The sequence below is a fragment of the Aquabacterium sp. genome, assembly GCF_014378415.1.
In the GTDB taxonomy this organism is placed as follows: domain Bacteria; phylum Pseudomonadota; class Gammaproteobacteria; order Burkholderiales; family Burkholderiaceae_C; genus Aquabacterium.
Genome location: NZ_JACMNS010000127.1, coordinates 1 through 14415 on the forward strand (window position 1 = coordinate 1; position 14415 = coordinate 14415).

At 62.9% G+C, this 14415-nt stretch carries 13 protein-coding genes and 1 tRNA gene; 6 read left to right on the plus strand and 8 right to left on the minus strand.

What is annotated here, in order from left to right:
* Window positions 1-65: 65 nt before the first annotated feature.
* Window positions 66-629, minus strand: a complete 564-nt coding sequence (locus H7225_RS11820; protein WP_290662035.1) for a nucleotidyltransferase domain-containing protein — start codon at window positions 627-629, stop codon at window positions 66-68.
* A 189-nt stretch (window positions 630-818) separates the two neighbouring features.
* On the opposite strand from H7225_RS11820, the gene H7225_RS11825 reads away from it, so the two are divergent.
* The gene (locus tag H7225_RS11825) at window positions 819-1349 is read left to right on the plus strand and encodes a Fic family protein (RefSeq protein WP_290662036.1); all 531 of its coding nucleotides are present in this window, start codon (window positions 819-821) and stop codon (window positions 1347-1349) included.
* A 114-nt stretch (window positions 1350-1463) separates the two neighbouring features.
* Here the strand turns inward: H7225_RS11825 and H7225_RS11830 are convergent, their stop codons facing one another.
* Window positions 1464-2807 (minus strand): Fic family protein, encoded by a 1344-nt coding sequence (locus H7225_RS11830; RefSeq protein ID WP_290662038.1) that lies wholly within the window; start codon window positions 2805-2807, stop codon window positions 1464-1466.
* Between the two features lie 497 nt (window positions 2808-3304).
* On the opposite strand from H7225_RS11830, the gene H7225_RS11835 reads away from it, so the two are divergent.
* Window positions 3305-4801, plus strand: a complete 1497-nt coding sequence (locus H7225_RS11835) for a Fic family protein (protein WP_290662040.1) — start codon at window positions 3305-3307, stop codon at window positions 4799-4801.
* Between the two features lie 328 nt (window positions 4802-5129).
* Here the strand turns inward: H7225_RS11835 and H7225_RS11840 are convergent.
* The 6 genes from H7225_RS11840 to H7225_RS11865 form a co-directional block, all read right to left on the minus strand.
* Window positions 5130-5205 (minus strand) — tRNA-Phe (locus tag H7225_RS11840).
* 33 nt (window positions 5206-5238) lie between these two features.
* Window positions 5239-5997: a response regulator gene (locus tag H7225_RS11845; RefSeq protein ID WP_290662042.1), complete on the minus strand. Its 759-nt coding sequence runs from the start codon at window positions 5995-5997 to the stop codon at window positions 5239-5241.
* 31 nt (window positions 5998-6028) lie between these two features.
* A complete protein-coding gene (locus H7225_RS11850) occupies window positions 6029-8335 on the minus strand; it encodes an ATP-binding protein (RefSeq protein WP_290662044.1) in 2307 nt (768 codons plus the stop codon).
* A gap of 7 nt (window positions 8336-8342) precedes the next feature.
* Complete coding sequence (locus tag H7225_RS11855; protein WP_290662046.1) at window positions 8343-8930, minus strand: DUF4390 domain-containing protein; 588 nt, start codon at window positions 8928-8930, stop codon at window positions 8343-8345.
* A gap of 7 nt (window positions 8931-8937) precedes the next feature.
* Entirely contained in the window at window positions 8938-10296 is a 1359-nt protein-coding gene (gene rsmB, locus H7225_RS11860) for a 16S rRNA (cytosine(967)-C(5))-methyltransferase RsmB (protein ID WP_290662048.1), read from the minus strand.
* Window positions 10297-10335: 39 nt separating this feature from the next.
* Window positions 10336-11169: a GNAT family N-acyltransferase gene (locus tag H7225_RS11865; RefSeq protein ID WP_290662050.1), complete on the minus strand. Its 834-nt coding sequence runs from the start codon at window positions 11167-11169 to the stop codon at window positions 10336-10338.
* A gap of 161 nt (window positions 11170-11330) precedes the next feature.
* Between H7225_RS11865 and ptsP the strand changes: the two genes are divergently transcribed.
* From ptsP to H7225_RS11885, 4 genes are all read left to right on the plus strand, one after another.
* A complete protein-coding gene (ptsP, locus tag H7225_RS11870; RefSeq protein WP_290662052.1) occupies window positions 11331-13127 on the plus strand; it encodes a phosphoenolpyruvate--protein phosphotransferase in 1797 nt (598 codons plus the stop codon).
* A gap of 120 nt (window positions 13128-13247) precedes the next feature.
* Window positions 13248-13433, plus strand: a complete 186-nt coding sequence (locus H7225_RS11875; RefSeq protein WP_290662054.1) for a hypothetical protein — start codon at window positions 13248-13250, stop codon at window positions 13431-13433.
* A complete protein-coding gene (locus H7225_RS11880; protein WP_290662056.1) occupies window positions 13434-14144 on the plus strand; it encodes a fatty acid desaturase in 711 nt (236 codons plus the stop codon).
* Between the two features lie 9 nt (window positions 14145-14153).
* The coding region (locus H7225_RS11885) for a hypothetical protein (RefSeq protein ID WP_290662058.1) at window positions 14154-14415 on the plus strand (262 nt) is incomplete at its 3' end.

A 14415-nucleotide genomic window follows, 5' to 3' on the forward strand; every position in this document is an offset into this window, starting at 1 on the left:
AGGGGTGGGCTGCACTTCTTCCAGTGCGCGGTCCTTGATGAGCCGGTCCTATTCGGGAGGTCGATTCATTGGGGCAGTACCTGGATTTTGGAGCCGTTTTCAATCTGGGCCATCACTGAGTCTGTCTGCTTGAGGTGCGCCCATTCATCTGCGGCATAGATGTTCACGTGGACAGGGCGACAAATTGCGTTTTCCGCGTGGAGAACTGCCTCACAGACTTCTAGGAAGGGCGGTGTCCCCACCACAATCAGGTCGATGTCACTTTGGTGGCTGTCCGTTTGTTTGGCCACCGACCCAAAGACAAACGCTTCCTGAATCATCGGTGCAAAGGGCTCAAGCGCTTGGCGCAGGGGGTCTACCAAGCTGAACGACTTCTGAGCAATGCTTTTGAGCTCAGGATAGAGGAAGAATGACTGGTTGACCCGGATGCTGCGTTGCCAGCCGCGTCGAGGTTCCTCGACGAGAACACCTGCGCCGACCAGCTTCTCAATCTGAGCCTGGCTGCTGCTGTGGCTGCCACCAGCTCGGTCCAAGAGCTCCTTCAGCGTGAAGCTGCGTTCCGGCGCCGCCAGTAGCAGGCCCAGCATGCGCTGGGTGCGAGGAGGTAGTAAGAAGTCGACAGCACTCATGATTCCTGAAATAAAGGAAAGTAATCCCGATTATAAGGATTTGTTTCCTGAAATGTGGGAATGTGTTCGTGTTGTTGCGCCACTCAAGACAGCAACTTGGTAAGCGTCCGTAAGCGTCCGGTGATGTCATCTTGAGAAGGTCCGGCTAAGCACGAAGGATTGTGTCCACCAAGAAGACAAGTGGACACTATGCAAAACACACCAACGAAGCGAACACGCAGGCTTCACGCCACCAAGCCCGACAAGTGGCCTTTGCATGATGCATTGCCGTCGTGGTACCGCGCACTGTTCAGCCCAAGTGTCACCGCAGGCATTCTGAAGGCGTCAGACTTGGCCGGCTGGCGCAACGACCCAGTCTTTATCCGCGGCGCGCTTCATGTGCCCCTCTCAAAAGAGGCTGTGCGTGAATGCATGCCTGTGTTTTTCGAATTGCTGGCTGCAGAGCCCCATCCGGCAGCGCGGGCCGTGCTTGGCCACTTTTTCTTCGTCTACATCCACCCTTACATGGATGGCAATGGCCGCTTGGCACGCTTCATCTTCAATGCGATGCTGCTCACAGGTGGGTATGCGTGGACTATTGTCCCCTTGGAGCAGAGAAAGCCCTACATGGCTGCTCTGGAGCAGGCGAGCTCCTACGGCAACGTCACTCCTATGGCGAAGTTCTTTGCCGACCTGGTTCGACAGCAGGCTATGAGCCCGCTGCCGCGGCCAAAGGGGTAATGCTGCCCGGAGCGATGCTGCTTCGAAGAGGTGTCAGGACAGTGGCGGACGCTTTGGGACATCAGCTTAGGCGCTGCGCCGTACCCCTGGGAGAGCACGGCCTTTTTGGGCAGCTTACCTGGGACGCCCGGCGTCAATCCATTTCTGCGTCATGCCTCGTGCGATGTTATAGCGGGCACAGTTGTACTGCTCCAGGTGGTCCAGTTCGGTGTTCGCGATGGCGCGCAACGCCGCCAGGTCAGCGGCGTCGATGGGCACCTGCCCGAATGCGTCATCGAGCGTTCGGCCGTGGAAGACGACGAACTGCATGAGCTCATTCAGGGCCTGTCGGTACCGGGCTCGAAGCGGGTCGGGCGCGGCCAGGGAGGCTCGCAGCACGCTGTACTTCTGAATTGAGCGCCGGTAGATGAATTCAAACAGCTCCACTGCGGCGGCGACATTGCGCTGCTCGTAGACGCCAAGCATGGCGGTTGCATAGTCTGTGCGCTCCACGTCCAGGAAGGACAGGGGGGCGCAGTTGTGCAGCATGAGCGGCATGTTGGCACTCAGGCGGCTCGTGCGCTTGTTGCCATCCGCAAAGGGCTGCAGGTAGGCCACGTTGACCCAAAGGAAGAATGCGGCCTCCACCGGGTTTCGGATCTGGCGGACTTTGTCGATGATGGACTTCAGGGTTTCTTCCAGGAGCGTGGGGATGTTGCTCGGGGAGTAGACCGAGCCGTCGATGTTCACCACACGCCGGCGGATGCTGCCAATGTCCCGCGAGTCCTTCAAGAGGTCCTGCATCAACTTGGCCTGCAGGTCGACGATGACGTGCACCGTGATGCCCTCTGTTGGCACCGCGTCGACCATGAACTCGATGGCATTTTTGTGGTTAAGGAGCATCAGAGTGTCTTCGTCGAAGGGGCCTGTTTGCTCCCCGAGCTCGAAGAGTTCCTTGGTGTCAAGCAAGCTCTTGTTGTTGCCCTCCAGCCGCGAGGACGACCAGGACAGGTCGATGAGCAGCTGCTCCAAAACCTCGCGGGCATAGGTTCCTGCGGGTTGTTGGTCCCGGCTGCGGCCGGCGTTGAACAAGTCCGTGGCCAGCTGCGGTGGCAGCAAGCTGGACTGGTTTGGGATGTAGCTTTCCACAAAACTGCTTTCATAGCCTACCGGGGTGCGGGTTCCCAGCGGCGCGCGAAGCGTTTCGATCAAGGGCAGGGCAGCTGGTGACCACTGCAGCAGGCCAGGCAAAGCCCCCAGCGTAGCCCTGGCCGCATCTGTGGCCACGTAGCGGGTGGACCGGCCGCCTCCCAGCTTCTCCAGAAAGCCAGAGGCCAGGAGGTCTCGCAAGGCCCGGTTGATGGTGGGCCGGGAAGCCTGGAGGAATTGCTCCAGTGCGCCGGGCTGCACGGGTTCCCCGGCGGCAAGGACCAGGCGCAGCAACGCATCGTGACGAGGTGACAGGGCAAGGTTGGTCATGGAGTAGTGAATCTTGTCAATCTCGTCATTGCGACAAGAATATGCCGTAATCTTGTCATTTTGACAGGATTGATGTCAAGCCATTGCGTTGACATGGCTGCGGTGCAATTTCAGGTCTGCATGAGTGTCAGTTTTCGGTCGGCGGCAACAAGTCATGGGCAGGCGCACTCGTTTGGGGTTGTGGGCCTGCAAGCCCTTGTGTCGGCTTGAGCCGGTCGGCCAAGCAGAGTCACCCGGATGAGATGCGGCCCTTGATTGCCGACGGAGCTGCTCAGTTATTTCCTTAGTGAGGAAACGACAAAAATCGCACTTTCTTAGTGGCTGAGCGACAATCTGCATTCGGAATGCCGATTTCTTAGTGAATCGGCACGAGCCCAAAATGACCCGACGCGGCCCTCGATGAGCTCAATCTAAGTGGCTAGGCGACAAATCTGCTGTTTTCTTAGTCGTCCAGCGACACGGAGGGTAGCCTTCTTAGTGAAACGACGACTCCTCTCATGAAATCCACCCGCCTGTTGGCCCCGGCCCAAGAGCTGCTCTTCGCGTCCACCTTGTCGGCTGCGCAAGCTCGACACTTGCAACGGCAGGCTGCGGCAGGGGAGCTCATCCGCGTGTGCAAGGGCGTCTACGCTCCCACAGTGTCAGGCGACGAACTGGCAGTGGTCGTGCGGCGGAACTGGCAACGGGTTGCCGGGGTTGTGGTTCCTGGAGGCGTGGTCTCGCACATCAGTGCCCTGAAAGGTGGCGTCCTGCCCAGCGGCCAGGTAACGCTCTCGCACCCCACTGTTTACAACAAGACGGTGGCGCTTCCCGGGTTGGTCGTGAGGGTGGTGCGGGGGCCCGGCCCTCTCCCTGGGGACTTGGCGATGGGGACCTCTGGCCTTCATTACGCCGGCCGCACGAGAATGCTGCTCGAAAACATTGGGCGCAGAGGAGACCTTCGAGCACCACGGGAGGACGTCGAAAGCCTCCTGGTGTCGGTGCTCAACGCCTCGGGAGAGAAGGCCCTCAATGACATTCGCGACCAGGCTTCGGCACTGGCCCCTGCACTTGGTGCAGAGAAGGCGCTGGAGGAGCTTCGCAGCATCATCGGGGCCCTGCTGGGAACCCATTCCAAAGGGGAGCTGCGCACCCGAGCAGGCTTGGCCGTTGCGCAGGGCGCTCCCGTGGACCAAGAGCGGACCGCTCGATTTGAGGCGCTCGCCGCTCACCTGCGGGCAGAGCCGCTGCCGCGCATCGAGTCGAGCGTGAGCGGAGTTGCTCGGCAGCATTTTGGGTTCATAGAGTCGTACTTCTCCAACTTCGTGGAGGGCACGAAGTTTGACATCGAGCAAGCACGTGACATCGTGATGAACAACGTCATCGTGCCCAATCGCCCCAAGGATTCGCACGATATCCTTGGTGTGTTTCGTCTGGCCATCACCTCGCCCTTCAGAGACAGCCCCCCCGTTGCAGGCCCGGAGTTTCTGGAGGGCCTTGAGCGCTGGCATGCTGAGATGCTGAAGCTGCGGCCTGAAGCAAATCCGGGAAAGCCCAAGCTCGAGGTGAACTACGCGGGGACGACCAAGTTTGTAGAACCCGCGTACGTGCGTGGCACCCTTGACGAGGGCTCGCGTCTGGCGCTTTCCGTTCCCGAAGGCTTGGCACGTGCCGTGTACTACGCGTTCCTCGTGTCAGAGGTGCACCCGTTCGACGATGGAAACGGGCGCCTCTCGCGGCTGGTCATGAACGCCGAGCTCACGCGCACGGGCTTGAGTCGCATCATCATCCCGACGCTTTATCACCCGCAGTACGTCGACTGCGCCCGCGCGCTCACTCGCGGGAATGACCCGAGGGGATTTGCGCGCAGTCTCGCGAAGATGGCGCGATGGGCAAGCCAGTTTGACTACTCGAACCTGGATACGCTCATCAAGAGCCTGCGGGCAACCAATGCGCTGGAAGAGTCGCCCGCTCAATTCCACCTGTTGAACGCGGATGGGAGCTATGAGGCGTAGACGGGCGCCTACTTCGCCCCCAGGGCCGGTCGACGGCCAGAATCTGGCGGAAACGTGGGCTTTTCAGGTCCCGCCAAGACACTTTGGGGTTTGACATCGCCCCGGGCCCGACCGTCTGCCTTGCCACTTTGCGCTGTATGGCGCAAGGCGAGGGCTTGGGTCTTTTCTGTCGTCACGTGCGCTTGGAGCGCAGTGCAGCGCAAGGCTGCGCAACGGGCTTCCGTCGTGACTGACAGAAAATTGACAGAACCAACAAAAAAAGCGGCCTTTTGAGGGGCCGCTTTTTCTGTGCCTCTTGCTAAGTGCTTGACCTGCAAGGGACTTGTTCTGGTGGCCAAGGGCGGAATCGAACCACCGACACGCGGATTTTCAATCCGCTGCTCTACCGACTGAGCTACTTGGCCTCTCGCTTCATCAGCGAAGACCGCTAATATACATCAGTTCGCAGCCGCTTTTTTGTTGCGAGTCAGGTCCACGCCCAATTGCTTGAGTTTGCGGTACAGGTGGGTGCGCTCCAGGCCAGTCTTCTCAGCCACGCGGGTCATGCTGCCGCCTTCGCGGGCCAGATGGAACTCGAAGTAAGCGCGCTCGAAATCGTCGCGCGCTTCCCGCAGTGGGCGGTCAAGCTCGAAGCTTTGCTCGTGCGACAGCGCCTGATGCGCTGCAAAGCCATGGCTGGCCGGCGCATGGTGGTGGCTGTTGTCAACCGGGTGGTGTGTTTCGATGCGCACCGCAGCCAGGCTGGGCATCATGCTGCTGTACGACTGCGCCGCAGTGATGGGCGTGACCGTGGCCAGGTGCACCGGTGCCGACGAGATGGTGGCGCGTGGTGCGGGCTTGGTGAGGCCTTGCTCAACCGCGCGCAGCAGCTTTTGCATGGTCACTGGTTTTTCAAGGAAGGCTTGTGCGCCGAACTTGGTGGCCTCGACCGCCGTGTCGATGGTGCCGTGGCCGGACATCATGATCACGGGCATCGTGAGTTGTCCGTTGGCGGACCATTCCTTGAGCAGCGTGACGCCGTCTACATCGGGCATCCAGATGTCGAGCAAGACCAGGTCTGGCTTGCAGGACTCTCGCATGGTGCGAGCTTGCGCTGCGTTTTCAGCGACTTCGACGGAATGACCTTCGTCGGTGAGGATTTCTGAGAGCAGGGCACGGATGCCGAGTTCGTCGTCAACTACAAGAATGGTGGCCATGGATTTAATGTCCTCGGAAGTCGGAACACGTCTAGTGTGAACCAGCCAGAGGTAATGTGGATGACAGCTTTGAAAATGATAACGAAACTTGAGCGCCGCTCCAAGTCATTGTGGAGGGGTTTTCCAGGTTTCGGATGCGCACCAGGGCATGGTGTTCATCGGCGATTTTCTTGACGACGGCCAAGCCGAGGCCTGTTCCTTTTGCTTTAGTGGTGACGTAGGGCTCGAAAGCCCGCTTGAGTATTTTGTCTGAAAAGCCAGGCCCATTGTCGCGCACAGCGAACCTGACCGCGCGAACGCTGCCATCGGGGTGGCGCGGCACGTCGGTGCGCACCAAGACTTGGGCGGGTTGATCGGTGGGCGGATGGTCGCTGACGACGTCCAAAGCGTTCTGCACCAGGTTGTGCACCACCTGCCTCAGCAAGGTCGCATCGCCAAGTATGGTGGGCAGCTCGGGCGCCAGTTCGGTGATCAGCACGCCCTGGTCAATGGCATGTCCGTACAGCGCCAACACATCGGTGATCAGGGCGTTCAGGTCCAGCGGCACGAGCTTGGCGGTGGGCAGGCGGGCGTAGTCGCGGAACTCGTTGATCAGTGTCTTGAGCGCTTGCACTTGCGTGACGATGGTGTTGACGGAGCGGTTCAGCAGCGAGCGTCCGGCTTCGTCGAGCTTGTCTTCCAGCTTGAGTTGAAGGCGTTCGGCCGACAGCTGGATGGGCGTGAGCGGGTTCTTGATTTCGTGGGCCACGCGCCGCGCAACCTCGGCCCAGGCTTCGGCGCGCTGGGCCGAGACGACCTCGGTGATGTCGTCGAACACGATGAGGTTGGCATCGGGCGGCAGGTCGGCGCCGCGCACCAGCAGGGTCTGCGCCTCGTGCTGCGGGTTCAGCTGCAATTCATAGGACTCTTGCCATTGCTGACGTTCGCCTGGCGTGGGGTCGCTGGCGTAGAGCTCGAAGCGCTCATTCAAGGCGGCTGCGAAGGTTTCCAGGCCGGGGACATCGGACAGGGGGCGGCCTCGGTAGGCCGACAAGGGCAGGCGCAGGATGCGGGTGGCGCCGGGGTTGACGGTGTCGATGTTGCCGTGTTCGTCGAACACAATGACGCCGGCAGTGAGGTTGTCGAGGATGGTTTGCAAGTGCTCTCGTGCACTGTCGAGCTCTGCCACGCTGCGTTGCGCCAGGATGCGGGCATCAGACAACTGCTGGGTCATGGCGGCGAAGGAGCGCGTCAGGCCGCCAAGCTCGTCGTGGCTGGCGAAGATGGCTTTGGGGCTGAGGTCGCCCTTGGCCACCTTGTCGACGCCTTCGGCCAGCAGCAGCAAGGGGTGGGCCAGTTGCTGGCCCAGGATGGCCGCGAGCAAAAAAGCGCCGAACACGGCCAGGATGAGGGCCAGGGTCAAGGTGCCGATGTACATGCGCCGCAGGCCTTCGCGGCCCAGCGAGCGTTGCTGGTATTCGCGGTAAGCGTTTTGCACATCGAGGGCATTCTTGACCAGGTCGGCGCGCAGCTTCTGCGTGACGAGCAGGTAGTGGCCTTTGCTCTGCAGGCTGAAGCTGCGGTCGGGCATCCAGGCCAGGGCGACGATGCGGGCGTCGTTGTTGACGCTGTTGGCCAGCGGAGGGGCCACCGGGTCGCCTTTCTCTTCCAGGCCTTCAATGAGGCTGACGACGCCTTTGTTGCGGGCGTCCTGCCGCATGCTCAGGGGCACGCGTTCGGCCGACATGAGGGGCAGGGTCTCGGTGCCGGCGCCGATCTGCAATTGCCCGGTCTCGCTGATCAGGGCCACGGATTGCGCACCGAGTTGTTCGCGCACGCGTTCCAGGTCGAGCACGCCGGGCGTGAACGACGTCTCGACGCTGTTGATGGGCGATGAGCTGAGTCGTTCGGCTGCCAGGCGTGTTTTGTTGCCGAGGTCCAGGCCCAGGGTGTCGATGGTGTTGCGGCCCAGGTTGAGGCCGGCTTCCAGCGCGCTCTCGACGCGCACATCGAACCAGGTTTCGATGCTGCGCGAGACGAACTGGTAGGACACGGTGTAGATCAGCAAGCCGGGGATCACGCCGACCACGGCAAAGATGCCGGCCAGTTTGAGCAGCAGGCGGCTGCCGAATTTGCGGCGCCGAAGCCGCACGGCCAGCCGGGCCAGGGCCAGCAGGATCACCAGCACCAGCAAAGAGGCGATGGCGATGTTGGCGATGAACAGCCATTCGAAGTGCCGTTCGTAGCGCTCACCGTTTTGCGTGGCGAACACGAGCATGAAGGCCAGCACCAGGCCGGCCCCGACCATGGCCAGGGCAGAGACGAGCCAGGCCCAGCGGTTGGCTTTGATTGAGCTCATGGTGGCGTCAGCGGCCCTGCGTGACGGTGATGCGGCGCTGCACGGCCAGGTTCCAGTCGTTTTGGCCCCCAAGGCCGATCTGCATGGGGCGGGGCAGCTCGTCGGTGTCCAGGCGGAAGCCGAAGATGACGTAGTGGTCGTCTTCGCCCGAGACGTTGTCCGAGATGCGCCATTGGGTGGCCCGGCGCATGACGCCCAAGGCTTCGTTCAGGGCGTTGTAGGAGCGGCTGAGGCCGTCAAAGCTCAGGCGCCAATGGCGGGTGAGGGGCTGGTAGGCCAGGCGCCAGCGGCGGACAATTCGCACCTTGGGTTTGTCATACCAGTACCAGCGGCTTTTGAACAGCTCGGCTTCGGCCACGAAGACCACGGCCACGCCTTTGTACAGCGCGTCTTCAACGTCTTTGGAGAGTTCAAGGCGGACGGTGTAGCTCAGCAGCAGGCCATCGTCGCCGCGCTCGGTCATCAGTTGCGTCAGTTCAATGCCGGGATGCCCGCCAGTTTGGGCGAGCGAGGGCAGCCCTGTGGATGCCAGAGCGGCGGTCAGCAGTGCAGAGGCACTGCGTTGCAGCAGGTCTCGGCGGCGCAACAGGGGCATCTAGCACCTAGGGGGTTTTGATCAGCAAGGCGTAGAAGAAGCCATCGCCCATGTCCTGCAGCAGGGCCGGATCGGCCAGGGCAGGGTCGTCGGGATATTCGACCACAGGGAGCAGGTGGCCGGGGGACGGCAGGGCCTGGGCGCTGGGGGTTCGTTGCAAAAATGCGTCGATCCGGGCCTGGCCTTCTTGCTTGAAAACGGAGCAGGTGCAGTAGACGAGGCGCCCACCGGCCTTGAGCTTGGGCCACAGCGCGGTGAGCATGGCGTCTTGGGTGCGGGCCAGGTTGGCGATGTCACTTTCGCGGCGCAGCCAGCGCACGTCGGGGTGGCGGCGCACGATGCCAGAGGCGCTGCAGGGTGCATCTAGCAGGATGGCGTCGAAGAACTCGCCGTCCCACCAAGTGTCGGGCTGGCTGGCGTCGGCCGCCACGGTATTTGCTTGCAGGCCCAGGCGGTTCAAGGTGTCGGTGACGCGCTTGAGGCGCTCGGGGTCGGCATCGACGGCGGTGACGTTCAGGTCGGCCAGTTCAAGCAGGTGCGCGGTTTTGCCGCCCGGGGCGGCGCAGGCGTCGAGCACGCGGGCGCCTTGAGCCAAGGTTTGGCCATCGATGGGCGCCAGCAGCAAGGTGGCGGCCAATTGGGCGCTGGCGTCTTGCACCGACACATCACCCTGCTCGAAGCCGGGCAGGCGGCTCACTGGCACGGCGCTGTCCAGCACGATGGCGTCGGGCGCGTGGGCGTCGTTGGGCAGCAGGTGGCCGTGAATGCCGGCATCTTGCAAACGTTGCAGGTAGGCGCTGGCGGTGGTCTTGCGGGCGTTGACGCGCAAGGTCATCGGCGGCTGGACCTGGTTGACGTTGAGCAGCGCTTCCCAATGGTCGGGCCAGTCTTTGCGCAGGCGGGCGATCCACCACTCGGGGTGGTTGTAGCGGGCCATCAGGTCGCGGTCAGTGTCGGCCATCAAAGCATCGCGTTCGCGCAGAAAGCGGCGCAGCACGGCGTTGACCAGGCCGGAGGCGCGCTCGGCCTTGTGTTTGGCGGCGGTCACGGCTTGGTCGACCAGGGTGTGCTCGTCGTATTCGGTGCCGCAGGCCAGGGCCAGGGCGGAGATGATCAGGCTGTCGACCCAGGGCGCGGGCTTTTTGGGGACCAGGGCCTGGCGCAAAGCCTGGGCGCGGCCAATGCGGCGCAAAACCGTGAAGGACAAGGCCTGGACACCGGGGCGTTCGGCCGGGCGGCACCCGGTGAGGGCTTCGGTGAGGGATTGGCCGTCGCTCACGGCGGTGACGGCGTCGGCGCAGCCCGCCAGCAATTGCCACAAAGGCAGGCTGAGCGGGGTGGCGGAAGAAGGGGAAGGCGAGGTCATGGCGCGCAGTCTATGCGCCTTTGGGGCCTGTATCCCGGCTCAATCCCCCAGGAAGTGGCGGCGGTAGCGGCTGGGCAGGTCGCCAATGCGCATCAGCATGGGCAAATCGGCGGTGTTGAAGTCCGGATCCCAGGCCGGTGCGCCCAGCACTTTGGCGCCGCAGCGCAGGTAACCTTTGATCAGCGCGGGGGCCTCGACGTTCAGATGGTGGTCGAGCTCGTTCACCGGCAAAGGCAGGCGCGGTCGCACTTGCAGCTCGATCGGGGCCAGGTGGGTGTGGCGCAGCTTGTTCCACAGGCTGGCGGCCAGGTGGCCACCGTCGCGCATGCTGATGCTGGCGCAGCCGATCATGGTGTCCAGGTCGTTGCGCACCATGAATTCGGCCAAGGCGCCCCACAGCGCCAGGATGGCGCCGCCGTGGCGGTGGTCCGGGTGCACGCAAGAGCGGCCCAGCTCCACCATCTTGGCGCGCAGTGGGCGCAGGCGGATCAGGTCGAACTCGGTCTCGCTGTACAGGCCGCCGACGCGCCTGGCCGAAGCCGGCGTGAGCACGCGATAGGTGCCGATGACCATGCCGGCGTCTGGGCCGGGGCCGGCCAGGCGCACCAGCAGGTGCTCGCAGTAGGGGTCGAACAGGTCGATGTCGTGGCCGGCGGGTGATCCGGCGGGCACGCGCAATTTGGCGCCCATTTCCTCGGCGAAGACTTGATACCTCAGGCGCTGCGCCGCGAGAACATCTTCTTCAGTGCGTGCCCAAACGACTTCAAGTGCGTGTGAGCTTGGGTGAAGTGACCTCCGGGCGGCGCGCGATTCGGCCGTGAAGTTGGGACGCAGGTCTGCAATGGCCAGCGTGGGCAGCGGCAAATCCCTCATGGTCGGCTCCTTCAGTGAGTTCAATGAACGTGTGACGGGGCCGAGTGTTGGCGCGGGGCATGACGCTGGCGTGAATCTCGCATGACAGAACGGTGACGAGCGCGCGGATCCTTGTAAATCCTCACGCTGGGCCCCTTTAAGCGCTGTTAGCATCCAAGATCATGAGCATCCAAATATTCGGTTTGCCTGTCTCTCGGGGGGTGGCCATTGGCCGTGCAGTGCTGGTGGCCTCCAGCAGGATAGACGTGCCCCACCATTTCGTCGACCCTGACCTGGTCAACGAGGAAATCACGCGCCTGCTGGACGCCCGCGACGTGGTGGCGCACGAATTCGAGGTGCTCAAGCGCGATTTGCCGCCGGATGCCCCCTCCGAGTTGGCCGCCTTGCTGGACGTGCACCAAATGTTGCTGCAAGACGAGGCCCTGATTGGCGCCACGGCTGACTGGATCACTTCGCGCCACTACAACGCTGAATGGGCGCTGTCGGCCCAGCTGGAAGTGCTGGCGCGGCAGTTTGACGAGATGGAAGACGCCTACCTGCGCGAGCGCAAGGCCGACCTGGAGCAGGTGGTCGAGCGCATTTTGCGCACCCTGGGGCGCGGCGCACCTTCGGTGGTGACCAGCGCCAAGGATTTTGGCGGTGACGAGCCTTTAGTGCTGGTGGCCAGCGACATCGCCCCGGCCGACATGCTCAGCTTCAAGCGCAGCGTGTTCAAGGGATTTGTGACCGATGTAGGCGGCAAGACCTCGCACACGGCCATCGTGGCCCGCAGCATGGACATCCCGGCCGTGGTGGGCGCCCGCCAGGCCAGCCACCTGATCAGGCAAGACGACTGCATCATCATTGACGGCGATGCCGGCCTGGTGATCGTTGACCCCTCGCCGATCGTGCTGGAAGAGTACCGGTTCCGCCAGCGCCAGAGCGAGCTGGAACGCGGCCGCCTGGCCCGCCTGCGCCACACCCCGGCGGTCACGCTGGACGGCGAGCGCGTTGAACTGCTGGCCAACATCGAGATGCCCGAAGACGGCGCGGCCGCGCTGGAGGCCGGTGCGGTGGGCGTGGGCCTGTTCCGCAGCGAGTTCCTGTTCATGAACCGGGGCATGGACAACCTGCCCGATGAAGAAGAACAGTACCTGGTCTACCGCGCAGCGGTCGATGCCATGAAGGGCCTGCCGGTGACAATCCGCACGGTGGACATCGGCGCCGACAAGCCGCTGGACGGCCTGTCGCCCAACGAGTTGCGCCACGAATCGGTGCTGAACCCGGCGCTGGGCCTGCGGGCGATCCGCTGGAGCCTGTCCGAGCCCAGCATGTTCAGGCGCCAGTTGCGAGCCTTGATGCGGGCGGCGTACCACGGGCCCTTGAAGGTGTTGATCCCCATGCTGTCCAGCCTGCACGAGATCCGCCAGACGCTGGAAAACATCGCGCATGTGCAGCGCCAGCTGACCGAATCGGGCAAGCCCTTCGGCACGGTCCAGCTGGGCGCCATGATCGAGGTGCCGGCGGCCGCGCTGATCTTGCCGGTGTTTTTGCGGCACTTTGATTTTGTGTCGATTGGCACCAACGACTTGATCCAGTACACCCTGGCCATCGACCGGGCTGACGAGGCCGTGGCGCATTTGTACGATCCCTGGCACCCGGCGGTGCTGCAACTGGTGTCGACCACCATCCATCAGGCTCGCGGGGCGGGGCGGGGCGTGAGTGTGTGCGGCGAAATGGCGGGTGACCCCATCTTCACCGAGTTGTTGCTGGCCATGGGGCTGCGCAGCTTTTCGATGCACCCGTCGCAGATCGCCTCGGTCAAGCAGCGGGTGCTGCGCGCGGACACCCGCCGCCTGGCGGCTTTGCTGGAGCCGGTGCTGAACAGCGACGATCCGGAAGAAACCTGCGCACACCTGTTCCCGGCTGTGGCCACGCCAGGCCTGGCCAGCAAGACTTTGTTGTCCGTGGCGGCTTAACAGGCTGGTTGGGTGGCTGTCTGGGCCAACACTCTGGCGTTCAAAGACAGGCGGTGACAGCGACGGGCTTCTAAAGTCGTGCTGTTTGTCACAGTTGGGCTGCTGGCCCGTGAACCGATCATGTCTTCGAACCCAGATATCAGCCGCCAGTCGAAACACGAGCGGACGGAATACGTCAAGCGCTTGGTGACGCTAAAAGGCGCCCAGTTGCGCCAGCGCTTCCCCATCTTGAAGCAGCAGAACGCCATTGGCGCGACCATCCTGGTGCTGTCTTGGGCAGGCATGCTGGCCTCGGCGGCAGGCTAGGTGCAAGGCGCGCTGCCGGCCTGGGCCACGATCCTGCTGGTGGCCTTCTTTGCGTCGTTCACCCAAGAGCTGGAACACGACCTGATCCACTGGATGTATTTTCGGCAGAAGCCCTGGGCGCATCACCTGGTGATGGCGTTGGTGTGGCTGGCCCGGCCCAGCACCATCAATCCCTGGATACGCCGCGAGATCCACTTCAACCACCACCAACATTCGGGCACCGAGCGTGACATCGAAGAGCGCGCCATCACCAATGGCGAACGCTGGGGCCCGCGCCGTTTTTTGATGACCGGCGACAACATGCTGTCGGTGCTGCTGCGACTGCACCGCGAGCCGACACGCCAACTGCGCGTGCGCATGCTGACGCGCACGATGGCCGCTTACTTTCCGCTGGGTCTGCTGCACTGGGCGCTTTGGTATGTGTTCCTGGCGGTGCATGGGATCGCCTTGGCGGGGCACCCTGTGGGCGACTCGTGGACCACGGCGCTCGACACGCTGGTGGTGGTGTGGATCGCGCCCAATGTGTGGCGCACCTTCTGCCTGCACTTCGTCTGCAGCAACATGCATTACTACGGCGACATCGAGGATGGCAATGTGCTGCAGCAATGCCAGGTGTTGACGCCAGTGTGGTTGTGGCCCTTCCAGCTGTTCTGCTGCAACTTCGGCTCAACCCACGCCATCCATCATTTCGTGGTCAAGGAGCCCTTTTAGGTGCGGCAGATGACCGCACCGGTGGCCCACCGCGTGATGCGCGAGGTGGGGGCCAGCAGACTCACGGCAGCGGCCATTGGGATCGTCGAGCATGGCTTGGCTCAGGCCCGCCTGCAGCAACAGGTGGGCCCTGTCGCAGCCGCTGGCGTCCAGCGTTCGCCGGATCACGCGGGCCCAACTGGCCAGAACGGTGTGGCTGCTGACCATGTCGCGCTGCAGGTGCTTACTTGGGGCCCAGGGTCTCCCAGCGGTTCAGCAGGGTCAGCAGTTC

Coding starts and splice junctions, on each gene's coding strand:
- H7225_RS11820 (WP_290662035.1), bottom strand. CDS start 629: ATGAGTGCTGTCGACTTCTTACTACCTCCTCGCACCCAGCGCATGCTG.
- H7225_RS11825 (WP_290662036.1), top strand. CDS start 819: ATGCAAAACACACCAACGAAGCGAACACGCAGGCTTCACGCCACCAAG.
- H7225_RS11830 (WP_290662038.1), bottom strand. CDS start 2,807: ATGACCAACCTTGCCCTGTCACCTCGTCACGATGCGTTGCTGCGCCTG.
- H7225_RS11835 (WP_290662040.1), top strand. CDS start 3,305: ATGAAATCCACCCGCCTGTTGGCCCCGGCCCAAGAGCTGCTCTTCGCG.
- H7225_RS11845 (WP_290662042.1), bottom strand. CDS start 5,997: ATGGCCACCATTCTTGTAGTTGACGACGAACTCGGCATCCGTGCCCTG.
- H7225_RS11850 (WP_290662044.1), bottom strand. CDS start 8,335: ATGAGCTCAATCAAAGCCAACCGCTGGGCCTGGCTCGTCTCTGCCCTG.
- H7225_RS11855 (WP_290662046.1), bottom strand. CDS start 8,930: ATGCCCCTGTTGCGCCGCCGAGACCTGCTGCAACGCAGTGCCTCTGCA.
- rsmB (WP_290662048.1), bottom strand. CDS start 10,296: ATGACCTCGCCTTCCCCTTCTTCCGCCACCCCGCTCAGCCTGCCTTTG.
- H7225_RS11865 (WP_290662050.1), bottom strand. CDS start 11,169: ATGAGGGATTTGCCGCTGCCCACGCTGGCCATTGCAGACCTGCGTCCC.
- ptsP (WP_290662052.1), top strand. CDS start 11,331: ATGAGCATCCAAATATTCGGTTTGCCTGTCTCTCGGGGGGTGGCCATT.
- H7225_RS11875 (WP_290662054.1), top strand. CDS start 13,248: ATGTCTTCGAACCCAGATATCAGCCGCCAGTCGAAACACGAGCGGACG.